The sequence below is a fragment of the Xanthobacteraceae bacterium genome (assembly GCA_019454205.1).
Taxonomy (GTDB): Bacteria; Pseudomonadota; Alphaproteobacteria; order Rhizobiales; family Xanthobacteraceae.
Genome location: CP075369.1, coordinates 612,820 through 629,205, shown reverse-complemented (window position 1 = coordinate 629,205; position 16,386 = coordinate 612,820). Strand labels below are relative to the sequence as shown.

The window sequence follows — 16,386 nt, the reverse complement described above, 5'->3', positions numbered from 1 at the left end:
CGACGCTCGAGAAAATTTGGTCGCTAATTCATTCGCAAGACAATTCGGTCTTGCCGTATTGAAGGCTGTCCGCAGCAGAAAATGCTTATTCATTTTGCCGAAACCCGTACTGGCCGTTGCTTTACAATCTCACCGAGCTTTGCGTAAACCGGGCCGCCAAGCCGTGCGATCGGGCGCAGCGCCACGGAATCTATCTTTCCGTCGCTCAGGAATTCCTCCGACACGCGGAACAAGTCGACGCGCCCGACATACAGGCAGGTGTCATATTCTCCGAAGTGATGCTGCTCGACGAGCTTGCATTCGAGGCTCACGGGAGCGCAGGCAATCCGCGGCGGCTTCACGAAACAGCTCGGCCGCAGTTCGATGCCGAGGAGCTGCGGCTCACTTTCATGCACTTCGTACTCGTCGGCGCTGAAGTGCAAAGGCTCGAGCGCCTGCTCGGTGCCGATGTTCACCACGAATTCCTTCGTGTCGATGATATTCCGCGCCGTATCCTTTAACCGCCCAAGCTTGCGCCCTATGCTGACGCCGATAAGCGGCGGCTTGTTCGCAAGAAACGTGAATGCGCTGAACGGTGCGGCATTCACGATTCCTTCTGCGGATACGGTCGTGACCCACGCTATTGGCCGCGGCACGATGCAACCCGTTAACAGCTTATAGGCTGCGTCAGCTGACAACCTGCCGCTATCGATTTCAGCCAAATTGTCAAAGTTACGCATGCTTTTACGCTGCTGCAGTATTTGCAATACCGCGGTCCCAAAACACGAGGCGGTGATGCAGAAACTGTACGATGCGCGTTCCCACCACACCGATAAAAATCAGGCTGATAAGGCCCGCGAACATCTGCGCGGTATTGAAATTCGCAAGCGAAGCCTGAATTAGCCAACCAATGCCCTCGGACGAAGCAACAAACTCGCCGACAACAGCGCCGATTAGGCTAAGCACTATGGAAATTTGGAGACCTGCGAAGATATGTCCGGCAGCAGCAAATAGCTTCACTCGGAAGAACGTATACAAAGTGGGCGCCGAGAACGCGCGCATCATGTTGAGTAGCGCCGGGTTCGTCTGCCGGATTCCCACAACGGTATTCACGAAAAGTGGAAAGAAGCAGATCAAAGCCACCATCACGACCTTTGACCCGAAACCATAACCAAACCAGACCGTTATCAACGGTGCCAATGCGACTTTCGGCATCGACTGCAATCCGATGATGTAGGGATATACAAACTTCTCGAAGGTACGAGACTCCGCGAGAATCGCACCGACAATAACAGCCGCGCCGCAACCAATCACGTAACCTGTTACTGTAGAGCGCAACGTGAAAAAAAAGTGCGGCCAGAACTGGCCGTCGATATACCCGACCTTTAGCGCATGTAGCACTGCGAGCGGACGCGGCAGGATATAATCGGGCACCTTCAACAGATCGATCGAAAGCTGCCAAACTAGCAAAAGTAATGCGAGTGTGAGCAGCGGATAGAGAATTGATGTGACCCGATCGGACATTCCCTTCCTCTCAATGATCAAACATTTTTCGGATTTCGCCACAGAGTGCCGCGTACTGACCGGACGCCATCGTCTGCGCAGTGCGTGGCCGGGGTAGATCGATCGTAATTTCCTTCACGAAGCGACCTGGCGACGCCGACATGATAAGAATACGGCTCGACAAGAATACAGCTTCAGGAATGCTATGGGTAATAAAGAGAACACTCTTACCGCTAGCGCGCCAGATATCTTGAAGCTCCAACGACATACGCTCGCGCGTCATTGCGTCGAGCGCAGCAAATGGCTCATCCATCAAGAGCAAATTCGGATCGTGAATCAAAGCACGTGCGATGCCGACCCGCTGCTGCATGCCGCCCGATAGTTCGTTTGGATAGTACTTTTCGAACTTCGTCAGGCCAACTAGCTCTAGCAAGTCTTTCGCTCGCTTCGCATAATCTCGGTCGTTTCGCCGCAAGGCCTTTATCGGAATCAAAATGTTGTCGATAACATTTAGCCAAGGCAACAAAGTAGCCTGTTGGAAAACTACTCCGATATCTTTGCGCGGACCGATAACTTCCTCTCCGAAAATCGAAATCCTACCGCTGGAAGCGGACAACAGTCCCGCGACAACGCCGAGAAGCGTGGACTTACCGCAGCCCGATGGACCAAGGATCGAGACAAATTCGCCCGGATGCATTTTCATGCTGACATCGTCGACAGCAGTATGCTTGCCGCGCGATGACTTATAAGTCACCGAGACGTTTTCAACGGATAGCGCGGGCTTGCCAAATTCACTCACAGCTGGACCGGATTGAAACGATACAGGAGACGCAGGAAGGGGGCGGGCGTCATTCGAAACCGTCAACCTCACCTTTCGAGCCGTGGCGCCTAGGCTTCTCATAAATTACTTTAAAGATTCCGCTTGTTTGCGCAGCTTGGCCTCGTCAAAGCGGATATATTCGGGAGCGAATTTGTTGGTGTAGAGCGTTGAAACGTCAATGTTGTCCGTCGAAAGCTCGCCGCCCGTATGAAGAGCCTTTACGAACTCCTTCCAGGACTTCTCGCTGTAGACGCCAAACGTACGCTTCTCCCCTTTGGGAAATGCGAGATAGCTAGACATTCGCGACGCGAGGACGTGTCTCCCAAGCTTTAATGCGTCTTCGTCAGAGACGCCTTGTGGGCGAAGCGTCGGGTTGTACTTGTAAAAGTTCTTGACGCAGAAGTCGGGGTTCACTTCGCAAACTATAATGCCCTTGGTGAAGGCGCGGCCGAAACCAATCACGATCTGAGGTTTGTCTTTAATCGTGTCGATATGAGCGGCAAAACCATTTGAGAAAAGATCGAGATACTTCTGGTCCTGCGGGATACGCCGGAGCTTAGTGCCGGTGTTCTCAAACGCCGCGATGTTGGTATCAAAGGTATTGTAAACGTCTACATCTTTGTTTTGGGTTGCCCGGAATGCAGGAGCACCAACACCGACCGCGAGAAAGGAGTAGTCCTTGGTCATGGTCATGCCGAGTTCGGCCAGCATTGCACGTGTAATCGGAACATTCGCGTTGGCGAGCGCCCCTACGCCAATTTTCTTACCCCGCATATCGCTGAGCGTCTTAATCGGACTGTCCTCTAGCACGAGGAATTGCCAGATCGATTGGCGCGCGGCGTTGTAGAAAAACTGAACTGGGAGCGGATCGCGGCCCGGTTGACGGGAAAGGATCAGAGGATCTGGTCCTGGAAAGCCAATAGTCACGCTTTTGTTCGCGATCTGTGGGATGAGGACCGATGCCCCGGAGAAATTCTTGAAATCGAGTTCCAGGCCCTCTTCCTTAAAGAAGCCTAGCTCGATCGCCGCGAACACCGGGCCGAACGTGAGACTCGTTGCAGTCGCCTGCCCGACCACGATCTTCTCTTGCGCGTTTGCAGCCAGACTGCTCGCCGACACGGAAAGAAGGGCCGCGAAACCGATGCGCACCGCGCGCTGAAGAAGGGTCGTTGGCATAGCTTAGTTCGCTCCATTGCGTTCGCTCGTCGCAAAAAAGCTAACATGCAGTCCGAAATTAGAATTCCGAATGCTAAGAGGCCCGAGAAACTTTATGCTGCTTGCCGCTACTCGCTCAGAATCTTCTGCAGCTAATTTTCGGATGCGTTTGGCACAATATCTGCGCAACAGACCTTAGATCTTGCTTTTTTAGAGTGCACCGCAGCAATGCAGCCCTAGTAAGGTTAAACAAATTGCGTTTAGGGCTTCCCGCTCCCTGTCCGAAATGCACAAAAGTTCATCTGTCCGCACGGAGAAAATTCTAAAATCACATCGTGCTGACCAGCAAGTAAGGATTTAGAACCGCTTACGACAAGTTTGCACATACGGTTTCGTTTACGTTGTAGTCACACCCGATGATCGCGAAAGTTCGAAGTCCGTGAGCTGCCTGAATATTGCCTTTAAACATTCAAGAACCGGAGCCTGACCTATGAACTATTGCTGTCCAAAATGCGGTGAACGACCCGCTACAGAATTTGAGCGGATTGGTGAAAAGGCCAATTCCTTGAGTGATCAATGGGACAGATGGCTCGTTACAGTAGAACCGTTCACGCAAAGCGCAGTTCAAAACTTGAACATTGCAAGCCAGCAGACGCTAGTTAGACATATTGCGGATGAATGCCAGACGATCTTTGCGATCTAAGCGTTTGTTGTGGACTTCAGGAACGGTCTCGCCACGAGCACGGGAACGTTATCGGCAAACGAGCGATGCATTACTTGGCAAGAAATGAATACTAGCAGGCCTAGGTAAAAAAAAGAAAGGCGTTCTGCCTTCCTAAGTTGGGAGAAATTCTAAAGCGTACACCTACCAGTTCCAACGATTCATATTCGGCGTCGAACTTGTATCAGCGCGCGACTCTACTTCTGCCGCTTTGCGAAAGCTCGATGACACCAATTTCTTGCACGCTACCCAAATTTGGATAGCTTTGACTTTTAGCGTATTCATCATTTGATCTCCCTTGCGCCCAAGTCTAAAGCCGCTTATTTATCAGTCGCTTAGGCCGGTAATTTTTATTCCTGCATCCGGTATCTTATATTTGCGGTTGATCCAGATTAGCACCGAAGTAAGGCTTTCGGCGACTACAGAGTTAGCGAGCGAGCCAACGTCTATTCCTCTCAATCCTGCATCGCGTGCGAGTGCGAGCCCGATCTGCCGCGCCTCGACGTCATCGCACGCAACAAGCACGTCACAGTCAATATTATACTTCAGGTCTTTTAGCTTATGTGCCGACACGTTCTGAAATGCAGAGACTACCTTCGTTTGCTCACCAAGAAGCTTCTGAATTGCAACAACGCATGAGTCTGATTCAGGTAGTTGCACCATAGATACTTTTGGCGGGACGAGCGGCACGGTGACGTCAATTAATATCTTTCCTTTGAGAGCATCCTTCAGCCCTTCTACGGTTGATTTCTGAGCGGCAAATGGAACTGTTAATACTGTGACATCTGCCGTTTGCGCTCCGGCACGGCTATCCATCGCCTCGGCATTCGTTTTCCCTGTAAGTGCGTTGAGAGCTTCCGCAGCACTCTTCGCTTTGCCGAGGTCGCGCGAACCAATGATCACACGATGACCATGTGCGGCCCAGCGCGCGGCTAGACCGCTACCTTCAGCCCCGGTGCCACCCACAATGCAGATTGTCATCGTTTGAGAACTCATATCTTTCCTCCAACTTCCAAATTGACGTTGCCATTAGCGCCCTTTCGCTTGCCCACGAATGGATCGAGAACGAGATCGCTAAGCGGTGCGGCGTTGTAGCTTTTTGCCTGCTGAGCAGCGGACGCCTTTGCGTACAGTGTCGTGCGCTGCTGTGGTGCTCGGCCGGCAGCGCGAATAAGACACTCCATACTTTGTGGGTCTAGTTCTTGGCCGTGTTGCGTGCCGGCTGCCCGAGAAATGCTCTCGTTCATGAGCGTTCCACCTAAATCGTTCGCGCCGCCACGAAGTAATACCTCTGCACCAACAGTTCCAACCTTCACCCATGATGCCTGAATATTTGGGATGAGCGGATGCAAAGCTAGGCGAGATATTGCGTGCATCAACCGGACTTCACGCCAAGTTGGACCTTTTCTCGCCTGACCGCGCAGAGACATGGGGGCCTCCATATGCACGAAAGGTAGCGGCACGAATTCGGTAATGCCGCCCGTTTCCCTCTGCAAATCCCGTAGTGCCAGAAGATGCTTGGCCCAACTAATTGGCGTTTCGACGTGTCCGAACATTATAGTTGATGTCGTCGGCAAACCGCACTCATGCGCTGTCTTGATGACCGAGAGCCACTGCTGTGTGTTCAGCTTATCTGCGCAAATAACCTGACGAATATCGTCGTCAAGGATCTCCGCGGCAGTGCCAGGCAGCGAGCCCAAACCTTCGTCGCGAAGCATCCGCAGAAAACGATCGACCGAAATACCGAGTGTGACCGCCCCTTGCGAGACCTCCAACGGCGAGAACGCATGAACGTGCATATCTGGCACTTCATCCTTCACCGCTTTTACAAGGTCCAGATAAGTTTGCCCGGTGTAGTGCGGATTGATACCACCCTGCATACAAACTTCTGTGGCGCCCCTATTCCAGGCCTCACGCACTCGCCGCGCAACTTCTCCTAAAGATATGTCGTACGGCTTGCCGCGCAAATGCTCGTGGCTCTTGCCCTTGGAAAAAGCGCAAAAGCTGCAACGATAGATGCATACGTTGGTGTAATTGATATTGCGGTTGACAACATAACGAACGGTATCGCCGCTCACACGCTGGCGCAGTTCATTGGCCGCAGTAGTAATTTCTTCGACGCCAGCGCCTTTGGCGGAAAAAAGTCCTGTCAAATTGTGCTCGTCGAGGCGCTCACCCGCCATAGCGCGATTGATGAGGTTGTCGAATTGATACGATTGATGCGAGGAGATGAACGGCGCCGGAATTTCTGCAAGCACTCCCGGAGCCCAATCCTCTTCACGTACGAAGCCGTTGCTATCGATCAATTGAAGCGAACGGCGATGAATTTCAGGCTCCAGCCACTTGGCCCCAATATACTCGGGATAGGCCGCGAGACGCGGAGTCAGCGAAAATCCAGCTTTCTCGGTTTCGTTGCGAAGCTTTGCAATCGCCGGCCATGCAGCTTCAGGATTCACATGGTCGACAGTAACCGGCGACACCCCGCCCCAGTCGTTGATGCCAGCCTGAAGGAGTTTCGGGTAGTCCGAATAGCTAAGGTTTGGTGGCACCTGAATATTCATCGCACCGCCAAGAACGATGCGCGCAACTGCCGCTGTCCAGAGCAAGTCGTTGAGGTCCGGCTCACTGTTTGCCGCAAACCGCGTATCAGCTTTGGCGCGAAAGTTCTGAACAATAACCTCTTGAATGTGACCGTATTGCCGGTGCAGATCGCGTAATGCCAGCAACGATTGAATTCGTTCAAGACGGTTCTCACCAATACCGATCAAGATGCCGCTAGTGAATGGCACTTTCTGCCTTCCGGCGGCCGCAATCATCTCGATCCGAACTGTAGGATCCTTGTCCGGCGAGCCGAAATGAGCGCCTCCTCTTTCGCAGAGGCGGCGTGAAATCGACTCCAGCATAATACCCTGAGAAACGCTTACACGGCGAAACCGCGAGATCTCCTCCTCGCTCATTACACCGGCATTGACATGCGGAAGCAGGCTAGTTTCTTTCAGTACCAAGTCGCACATTGCTTCGAGATAAGTGTGCGTCGATGGATAGCCCAATGCTTCGAGTTCTTCGCGTGCGGCGGCGTAACGCAATTCCGGCTTGTCGCCGAGCGTGAACAGCGCCTCCGTACAGCCTGCGCGTTCGCCGGCCTTGGCAATCTGCAATACTTCCTCGGACGAAAGATACGCCGCCTTAAAATGTCGCGGCGTCTTCGCAAAAGTGCAGTAAGCGCATGTATCCCGGCACAGCTGCGTCAGGGGAATGAATACTTTTCGCGAGAAGGAGATGTTGTGGCCGTGCCAATCGCGCGCCTGACGCGATGCTTCCTCAAGCAATACTTCAAGCGGTGTCGTCTCAAAGCGCGCAAGCAACGACCGCGCTTCTTCAAGCGCATAGTCCTGAATATCGATTGCATTTGTCATAACCGCACCTTGTTATTCCGAGCGAACCGGCTTTGTCATAGCCTCAGCAGAAAGGAACTTCCTAACGGCTTCTTCGCTCAGAATGCCCTCTTCGAGCACTAGCTCCGCCACGCGCCTATTCTCCGCTAATGCGCGTTTCGCGATCCTCGCCGAATTTTCGTACCCAATGAAAGGCGCTAGTGCTGTTGCGAGTCCAACGCTGGTTTCGGCTACTTCCCTGCACCGCGTCTCATTGGCCTCTATGCCTACAATACAGCGCGCTGACAGCGTATTTATGCTCGAGGTCAGGTAGCGGATCGACGACAGAACGCAATAGCCGATCGTCGGCTCGAAGGCATTCAGCTGTAATTGCCCGGCCTCAGCGCACATTGTCACAGTCAAGTCGTGACCTATGACAAGATACGCAACCTGATTTACGACTTCCGGAATTACCGGGTTCACTTTGCCTGGCATGATTGACGAGCCTGCCTGCACGGCTGGCAATTTTATCTCCGCGAAGCCCGCACCCGGCCCGCTCGCAAGCAAACGAAGATCATTGCAAATTTTGGATAGCTTGACGGCAACTCGCTTGAGGACGCCGGAAAACAAAACAAAGGCGCCCATATCTGAAGTCGCTTCCACAAGATCTGGCGCCTGTTTGATCGGGTAGCCAGTGAGTGCTGCAAGCTCCGTGATTGCTTTTTCTGCATACCTAGCCCGTGCGTTGAGGCCAGTGCCAATTGCGGTGCCACCAAGGTTTACTTCGCAGAAGTGTCGGAGTGACTCCTGAATTCGTTCAACGTCCTCCCGAATTGTAACCGCAAAAGCACTAAACTCTTGACCCAGCGTCATCGGAACTGCTTCCTGCAGTTGCGTGCGGCCGATCTTCAAAATGTGGGCGAATTCGGCACCCTTGCGGGCCATTTCTTCGGCAAGTTGCTCCATTGCTTTCAGCAACGGCTCAGCGGCCATTAGCACTGCGAGTCGAAGCGCGGTTGGATAGGCGTCGTTCGTGGATTGCGACATATTCACGTCGTCATGCGGGGAAACGAGTTTATAGTCGCCCCTAATTCCTCCGAGGATTTCAATCGCGAGATTCGCGATTACCTCGTTCGCATTCATATTTGTCGACGTACCCGCCCCACCCTGAATAATGTCGACAGGAAACTGTCTTGAAAAAGCTGGCTCGCTCATAAGCCTGTCACAAGCCATCTCGATGGCCTCGGCGTTCGCCGATGACAGCGCTCCAACCATACGATTGCCGCGGGCCGCAGCGATCTTCACCAGCATTAGCGCCCTGATAAGCTCAGGAAATTTCCCGATAGAAATCCCGGTAATCGGGAAATTGCGAACCGCGCGTTCGGTGTGAATCCCCCAATAGCGGTTTTCTTCAATATCCATTTCGCCGAGAGAATCACGCTCACGACGCACTACCACGAGGTCATAATCGCTATTCGCCGTTATGATCCCAATGTTCACCATGTCGATCAAAAATGCCTTCTGATTCTATCCGCCATTCAATTGCGGATAGCAGTCGATTTCGTCGCCATTACGAAGTTTATAGTCGCCGCGTCGGAGCGTGCCGTTCACAGAAACGATCCAAGCCTTGTTTCGCGCGTCAATCCGATCAAGAAAATCGTTTACGCTTGCTTCCGGTTCGAGTTGTACTTCGCACCTGCCTTCCGGATCTTCGATGATCAAACGGAGAAGCCCGTGCAACCGTGCATGAACCAAAATGCTCATTTGGGTAATTCAGAAACCTCCGCGAGTGTTTGCACGATTTTCTCGGCCGTGATCGGCAAAGTCTGCACACGCGCCGAAACGGCTGAAGCGATCGCATTTGCGATCGCCGCCGGCGGATGGATCACGGGCGGCTCGCCCACGCCCTTCGCACCGTAAGGACCGACCTTGCTCGGAGATTCGACGATGATGGATCGGATATTGGGTGCGTCCATCGCTGTTGGCATCTTGTAGTCGGTCAGACCGGGATTGCGGACGACGCCGTTCTCGTAAACGATCTCTTCGCTCAGCGCCTGTCCAATACCCTGCACGACGCCGCCTTCGATCTGGCCTTCGATGTATTTCGGATTGATCGCACGACCGACGTCCTGCACCACGACATAGTCGTGGATCTTGACCTCGCCGGTTTCGGCATCGACCGACAAATCGACCGCGTGTGCGTGGAAGCTGGGCGAGTTAATGGCGGTGATCACCATGTTTTCCGTCCGCTCCTTATCGTGAAGCGTCGGCGGCGCGATGAAAGTGCCGTGCGCAATCAACCCGCCCTGGCTTGTTTGCGCGTTCGCCGCAATTTCCTTCAGCGAAAGCGATTTCTCGCCGAACTTAGCGGCGCCGTTATCGATCGCGACTTCTTCAGGCTTCACCGCAAATTGCTTCGCGGCGATTTCCTTCATTCGTTGTTGAAGTTTGCCGACCGCGTCCAGGCAGGCGTTACCGACCGCAAAAGCGGTTCTGCTGCCCTGCGCGCCGAAGTCGAACGGCGTCGAAGCGGTATCCCCGCTAACGATCTGGATGCTGCTCAGTTCGACGCCGAGCGCTTCGGCGAGCACCTGCGCAGCGCCGGTGAGCGCAGCCGTACCGATTTCGGCGCAACCCGTATTGAGAAACACCTGACCGTCCGGACCAACCTTCACATAAACGCCTGACGAACCCGACGTCGTCGTCCACCACGCGCAGGCAATGCCCTTGCCGCGGCCGGGCTCCGGTCTGCGATCTTTCCAGCCGATGGCATCCGCTGCTTTCAGTAGACACTCTTCAAGACTGACGCTTTCGAGTTTCTGTCCGTTCGGCGCGAGGTCGCCCTCACGCACGATATTGCGGAGGCGAAACTCAAGCGGATCGATGCCGAGCGCATCCGCGATAATGTCCATCTGCGACTCGACCGCGAAGTTTCCTTGAGGTCCGGCGGGCGCACGGAACGAGCCCGTCGGCGTCTTGTTCGTGTAAACTGAACGGCTTTCCAGACGTAGGTTCGGAATCTTGTAGGGACCCGCGAGCATCAGCATCACACTCGAGGCGACGCCGACGCCCGAGCCTGAGGTCGCACCCGTATCGACGAGGATGCTGGCCGCTTTTGCGAGAATCTTGCCGTCTTGGGTGACGCCGGTGGTCAGCTCAATGATCAGCGGTTGGCGCGGCAGCGCTGAGGTCATTTCTTCTTCGCAGGTCGACACGAATTTGACGGGACGTCCTGCCTTGAGGGCGGCGGCCGCTGCGTAATGCTCAACGCCAAGCCGCAACTTGCCGCCGAAGCCACCCCCGATGACGGTTACGTTCACGCGCACTTGCGAAGGCGTAAGCTTGAAGATTTCGGCGAGCGTCGCCTGCGCCTCGAAGGGCAACTGTGTGTTCGACCACACGATCAGCTGGTTCGCGTCGTCCCAATGCGCGACCGCAGCGCGCGGCTCGGTGTAGCCGGGATGAACGACATTGGTGACGAAACGGTGCGTGAAAACGCGATACGACTCTTTTAACGCCTTATCGACATCGCCGAGCACGAGACGTGCGTCATTTGTCACGTTGCCCTTCCGTCTCACTGTCGGCACGGCTTTATATTGCTCCCAATCGGGATGAACGAGCGGCGCATCTGGGAGTGCTGCATCCTCAGTTGTGAACACCCCTGGCGTCTCTTTGTATTCGATGCGTACGGACTTTGCGGCGGCCTCCGCCTCCTCCGCCGTGCGGGCAACGACTGCCGCAACGGGCTGACCCACGAAATTCACATGGCTTGAGGCGAACACCTCCATGTCCTTGACGAACGAGCCATAGCGTTGCGCGGGAATGTCCGCCGCCGTCACGACCGTATAGACGCCGGGCATCGCCATCGCGTCTGCGGTATCTATGGAAAGGATTTCCCCGCTGGCGATCGGACTGTGCACCAACTTTCCATGCAGCATTCCCTGCATTACAAAGTCGGTGCCATAGATCGCCTTGCCGCTCACCTTACCGCGCGCATCGAGCCGCGGAAAAGATTTGCCAATGATACGGAAGGGAGAGTTCATGGCCGCGCTCCCTGCTGCGACAGGCGCTCGGAAGCGGCCATGATCGCATCGACGATTTTCTGGTAGCCGGTGCAACGGCACAGCGTTCCCGCGATCGCTTCGCGGACCGCTTCGCGCGTCGGCTTTGGATTTTCGTCGAGAAACGCTTTCGCCGTCATGATCATGCCGGGAATGCAATAGCCGCACTGTACGGCGCCGAATTCGACAAAGGCTTCCTGCAACGGATGAAGGTTCGCGCCCTCGGCGAGGCCTTCGACCGTGGCCACTTGTTTGCCCTGACATTGCGCGGCCAGCACGGTGCAGGATGCGATCGACTTGCCGTCGAGCGTAACAGTGCAAACGCCGCATTCGGCTTCGAGGCAATTGGTTTTAGTGCCGGTCAGTTCGAGCTCGTCGCGCAGGACGTCGAGCAGCGAATAATGAGCGGGAACGGAAAGCCGGTGCCGGCGACCGTTCACGGTGAGATCAAGCTGCACTTCTGTCATTGCGTACTTCCGAGATTCTATTCCAACTGATTTCAACCACGCGGCGCGCATAGACGGCCGCGAGATGACGGCGGAAACTCGCCGAAGCGCGCACGTCATCGATCGGCGTGGCCGCCGCCGCTGCAAGTCTGCCCACCTCTTCGAGCACGGCTTTGGAAGGTGTCTTGCCTTCGAGAAACTTCTCGGCGTCGGCGAGCCGGATCGCTTTCGGTCCCGCCGCGCCCATCGCCAGCCGCACATCGGTTAACTTGCCGTCTGCCGAGGCGGAAACGACGCCCGCCATCGCAACGATGGAAATTTCCATTGCGCGACGACGGCCGCCTTTCAAAAAGGCTGAAGCGAATTTCCTCGCGGGAGCCGAGAAGATGATTTCCGTCATGACCTCGTCGCTCGCGCGTTGCGTCTTCCGCGGGCCTTGGGTGAATTCCGCAAGCGGAATAACTCGGCTACCGTTGGGGCCGGCGAGCGAAACCTCCGCATTCAGGCACAACAAAATCGGTACCATGTCGGCCGCGGGCGATGCGTTGCAAATGTTCCCACCTACCGTTGCGACGTTGCGCACCTGATGACCGCCGATCACACAAGCGCTCTCTTGCAGCGCCTGTAGGCCGCCCGCGAAGCGGGCGTCGCTCTCGATCTGCCGGTGCGTAACGAGCGAGCCGAAGGAATAGTTGCGATCCGAAACCTTTATCTCACCGAGCGTAGTAAGCCGCTGGAGATTGATGACCGTCGCCGGCCAGGTTCCGGACTTGCGCGCCTGAATAATTAGATCGGTACCTCCTGCAATAAATCGTGCAGCCGACCCCCTGGCTTTCGCCATAGCGATCGCATCCTGCAACGATTGCGGCTCCAAGAATTCCACGTCCATACCGCCTGCTCCTCGCCGCTTTCAATGCAGCGAAAATTCTGTCCCTACAGGGAGCCATTTCGGCCTGTTGCCGCGCTCAAACAAACGCGCGCGGCCCTGCCCGACTACTGTTGCTTTATCGTTTTCGACCTGAATTGCGGTCTCCTCCTCGATCCCGAGCACCGGGATGAAGTTGCAATTGAGATACTCCGCAATCCGCTGGTCCCGCGTCTCGCTTCCCGGCGCCATCGCGGCGTCCACTTCCTGATAGTGCGGATTGATCGCCCACGGCACGAGCGCCATGCCGGTAAACTCGGTAGCGCCGACGATATTCCAGTCATTCGTCGCGAGAATATTTGGCGCTGCGATGTTCGTACCCGCACTCGTTCCGACATAGGGCATGCCGTTGCGCACACGCTCAGCAAGCCGCTGCAACAGGCCGTGCTGGCGAAGGCGATTGACCAGCGCGTAAGTATTTCCGCCGCCCACGAAGATCGCCTGCGCTTCGTCGAGCTTACGCACGGCCTCAATGTCGAGCTTTAAATGATCCGTCTCGAGACCTTCGCCGGCCAACGCCTTGGCCGCACGGCTATAGCGCTCGTCTTCGTCGCCGAGACGTGCCGCGGTGACATACGTCACGCGCGTGCGTCCGGACAGAAACGTGCGGATCATTCCCTTGCAATGTTCGAGAAACGGCGTTCCCGAATTACTGATGAGCAGCATGCGGCTCATTGCACGAGCTTTCCGCCTCGATAGATTCGCATGTCGCCGAGTCGCCAGGAGATTGTGGCGTTCTCGCCGGCCGCGGGACGAATGGACTGCACACCGGAAACGTCGATACGAAGCACCTGCCCTGACGGCACGGTCACCTGATAGCGCGTCGCGGCGCCCACGAAGACGGCGCTCTGCACGCGGACCGGGATCGCTATGGCGCCTACCCCTGCATCCTTGCCAAAACTAATTTGCTCGGGCCGCAGCATGACCTCTGCCTCGCCCTGCGGCAGCTCGCGGTCGAGCTGCATCGTGGCATCCAGTCCATCGAGCGAAATCCGGCTCTTGCCGCCGGCATTGGTGACACTCGCCTTGAATAAATTCGCCGTACCCACGAACTCCGCGACGAAGCGCGTCGCCGGAAAGTGATAAAGCGTGTCGGGTTTGTCGATCTGCAAAATCTTCCCGTCGTGCATGACCGCAATCCGGTCCGAAAGCGAAAGCGCCTCCTCCTGATCGTGCGTCACGAAGACCGTGGTAATGCCGACCGACTTCTGAAGGTCCTTCAGTTCGAATTGCATGTCCGAGCGCAGTTGCTTGTCTAGCGCAGCCATCGGCTCGTCGAGCAGCAGAACGTCCGGGCGCACGACTAGCGCGCGGGCAAGCGCAACTCGTTGCTGCTGTCCGCCGGAGAGCTGCTGCGGATAGCGCTCGAGAAAATTCGAAAGCCGGAGCTGATCCGCCGCGGCGCGCGACCGTTGCTTGATTTCTTCGGCCGCAACGCTGCGCATCCGCAAGCCGAAGCCGATATTCTTTTCGACGTTCATGTGCGGGAAAAGTGCGTAGTCCTGATAAACCATGCCGATGTTGCGCTTGTTCGCCGGAACGTTTCGAACGGATACGCCACCGATGCGGATGTCGCCTTCCGCGATGTCGCTGAAGCCGGCGACGGAACGAAGGGTCGTCGTCTTGCCGCAACCGCTCGGCCCGAGCAGCGAGACGAATTCGCCCGGCTTCACATCCAGCGATAGCGCGGCCACCGGAACGGAGTTTCCGTAGCGGACAGTAATGTTTTCGATTTCGATGCCGGCCTGCTTCATTTCGTTCTCATACGATCTTCTCGACGCCTACGATCCGGTCGGCAACAATCACGAAGATTGCCGAACTGACGATTAGCAAAGCGCTGATCGCGGAAATTGTGGGGTCGAGACTGGATTCGATATTGAAGTAAATCTGTACCGGCAGGGTCGCGCCCGAGACGGTCAGAAACGCCGATGCCGTGAAGTTGTCGAACGACACAACAAAACAAAAGAAGATCGCGACGAAGAGACTCGGCCGCATCTGCGGGAATGTTACTAGGAAGAAACTCTTTATGTTGGACGCACCGAGACCGATCGCCGCCTCTTCCAGCTTTGGGTTCATTCGTATCAGGCTCGAGCGAATGACGCGCAGCGCATAGGGAAAGGTCAATACGACGTGAAGAAACAGGAGATTCAGAAATGGCTGCTTCGCACCGATACGAACGAAGAAGACGAGGAACGAAAGACCCATAATGACTTGCGGTACCAACAGCGGGGACATCAGGACCGCATCGATCAGATTTCTTCCCGGAAAATTCTTGCGCGTCAGCGCGATCGCACTCACGACGCCAAGCGAAATCGAAATCGCGGAACTGATGACCGCCAATACCAGGCTGAAGCCCGCCGCCTCAACCAATTCCGGTTGCTTCGCGATGTTCCAGAACCAGCGCATTGACCAGCCGTTCGGCGGAAACACAGTTTCGGTGGTCGCATTGAACGCGGTAATCGTGGTCACGAACAACGGAAACGTCGCAGCGAAGAGCGTGACGAAGGCGATCGCAGTCGCCGCCATCGTAAGCGGGTCCCGTACGGTGCCGGTTCTCATTGGCGCCCTCCAGCGAAAGCCTGGCTTGCCTTGTTCAAGCCGACGATCGCGAAAAGGCTGATAACGAGCGTGATGACCGCCGCTGCGGCAGCAAACGAATAGTTGAAGCGCGTGACCGCCTGTTCGTAGATGACGTTGCCAATCATCTTGAAGAAGCCGCCGCCGAGCAGACCCGGTGTAAGATAAGCCGCGAAGCAAAATACGAAGGTTAGAATAACGCCGCTCAGGATGCCGGGGACGCTCAATGGAAGCGTGATCGTCAGCAGCGCGCGCAGACGCCCAGCCCCTAAGCTCAGCGCCGCTTCTTCGTAACGAAGGCTGATGGTTTGCAGGACGGCGTTGATCGGGAAAACCATAAGCGGCAAGGCAGCCGCCAAAAGCCCGATTGCGACACCGAGCTCGTTATACATAAACTTCACTGGCGAACTGACGATGCCGCTACCGAGCAGCATCCGGTTTATGACGCCGTTATTTCCGAGAATGAGCATCCAGCCGTACATCTTCACGACGTAGATCGAGAAGAACTGGATCGCGAGCGCGAGTGTAATCAGCGATGCGACAGTGCGCGACGAGCGGCTCATCGCGATTGCGATCGGATAGCCCAGAACCAAGCAGATTACGGTTACGTAGAAGGCGATCCATACCGACTGCAACAGGATAGTCATGTAGCGTTCGTCGCCGAGGAATGATCGGTAGGATTCCAGCGACAGCGCGCCGCTGGAATCCACCACGCTCATTACGAGTACCGATGTCAGTGCGGTTAGGAATCCTGCGATCAGCCCCAGCGCAGGCAGAAGTAGCAGCAGGAAACCAAGTTTTGCTTTCATCGGCGCTTGCTCTGGC

15 protein-coding genes are annotated in these 16,386 nt (G+C 55.6%); all 15 read right to left on the bottom strand.

Features of this window, described 5'->3' with window-relative positions; all coding sequences use genetic code 11:
* Window positions 1–89: 89 nt before the first annotated feature.
* On the bottom strand, window positions 90–746 hold the full coding sequence (locus KF794_03040) for a flavin reductase family protein (protein QYK45689.1): 657 nt from the start codon (window positions 744–746) through the stop codon (window positions 90–92).
* Window positions 724–1,503, bottom strand: coding sequence for an ABC transporter permease (locus KF794_03035; GenBank protein QYK45688.1), 780 nt, complete (start codon window positions 1,501–1,503; stop codon window positions 724–726). The genes KF794_03040 and KF794_03035 overlap by 23 nt, the downstream gene beginning before the upstream one ends.
* 10 nt (window positions 1,504–1,513) lie before the next feature.
* On the bottom strand, window positions 1,514–2,383 hold the full coding sequence (locus tag KF794_03030; protein QYK45687.1) for an ABC transporter ATP-binding protein: 870 nt from the start codon (window positions 2,381–2,383) through the stop codon (window positions 1,514–1,516).
* A 3-nt stretch (window positions 2,384–2,386) separates the two neighbouring features.
* On the bottom strand, window positions 2,387–3,478 hold the full coding sequence (locus tag KF794_03025; GenBank protein QYK45686.1) for an ABC transporter substrate-binding protein: 1,092 nt from the start codon (window positions 3,476–3,478) through the stop codon (window positions 2,387–2,389).
* A gap of 1,027 nt (window positions 3,479–4,505) precedes the next feature.
* Window positions 4,506–5,174, bottom strand: coding sequence for an NADPH-dependent F420 reductase (gene npdG, locus KF794_03020; GenBank protein ID QYK45685.1), 669 nt, complete (start codon window positions 5,172–5,174; stop codon window positions 4,506–4,508).
* Entirely contained in the window at window positions 5,171–7,594 is a 2,424-nt protein-coding gene (gene cofH, locus KF794_03015; GenBank protein ID QYK45684.1) for a 5-amino-6-(D-ribitylamino)uracil--L-tyrosine 4-hydroxyphenyl transferase CofH, read from the bottom strand. Before cofH ends, npdG begins: the two co-directional genes overlap by 4 nt.
* Window positions 7,595–7,606: 12 nt before the next feature.
* The gene (locus KF794_03010) at window positions 7,607–9,055 is read right to left on the bottom strand and encodes an aspartate ammonia-lyase (GenBank protein ID QYK46572.1); all 1,449 of its coding nucleotides are present in this window, start codon (window positions 9,053–9,055) and stop codon (window positions 7,607–7,609) included.
* Between the two features lie 24 nt (window positions 9,056–9,079).
* On the bottom strand, window positions 9,080–9,316 hold the full coding sequence (locus KF794_03005; protein QYK45683.1) for a MoaD/ThiS family protein: 237 nt from the start codon (window positions 9,314–9,316) through the stop codon (window positions 9,080–9,082).
* Entirely contained in the window at window positions 9,313–11,595 is a 2,283-nt protein-coding gene (locus KF794_03000; protein QYK45682.1) for a xanthine dehydrogenase family protein molybdopterin-binding subunit, read from the bottom strand. The genes KF794_03005 and KF794_03000 overlap by 4 nt, the downstream gene beginning before the upstream one ends.
* On the bottom strand, window positions 11,592–12,080 hold the full coding sequence (locus KF794_02995) for a (2Fe-2S)-binding protein (GenBank protein ID QYK45681.1): 489 nt from the start codon (window positions 12,078–12,080) through the stop codon (window positions 11,592–11,594). The genes KF794_03000 and KF794_02995 overlap by 4 nt, the downstream gene beginning before the upstream one ends.
* Window positions 12,061–12,948: a xanthine dehydrogenase family protein subunit M gene (locus KF794_02990; GenBank protein ID QYK45680.1), complete on the bottom strand. Its 888-nt coding sequence runs from the start codon at window positions 12,946–12,948 to the stop codon at window positions 12,061–12,063. The genes KF794_02995 and KF794_02990 overlap by 20 nt, the downstream gene beginning before the upstream one ends.
* 21 nt (window positions 12,949–12,969) lie before the next feature.
* On the bottom strand, window positions 12,970–13,659 hold the full coding sequence (gene pepE / locus KF794_02985; GenBank protein QYK45679.1) for a dipeptidase PepE: 690 nt from the start codon (window positions 13,657–13,659) through the stop codon (window positions 12,970–12,972).
* Window positions 13,656–14,738, bottom strand: coding sequence for an ABC transporter ATP-binding protein (locus KF794_02980; protein ID QYK45678.1), 1,083 nt, complete (start codon window positions 14,736–14,738; stop codon window positions 13,656–13,658). The genes pepE and KF794_02980 overlap by 4 nt, the downstream gene beginning before the upstream one ends.
* 7 nt (window positions 14,739–14,745) lie before the next feature.
* On the bottom strand, window positions 14,746–15,543 hold the full coding sequence (locus KF794_02975; GenBank protein QYK45677.1) for an ABC transporter permease: 798 nt from the start codon (window positions 15,541–15,543) through the stop codon (window positions 14,746–14,748).
* Entirely contained in the window at window positions 15,540–16,370 is an 831-nt protein-coding gene (locus KF794_02970; GenBank protein ID QYK45676.1) for an ABC transporter permease, read from the bottom strand. The genes KF794_02975 and KF794_02970 overlap by 4 nt, the downstream gene beginning before the upstream one ends.
* Between the last annotated feature and the right edge of the window lie 16 nt (window positions 16,371–16,386).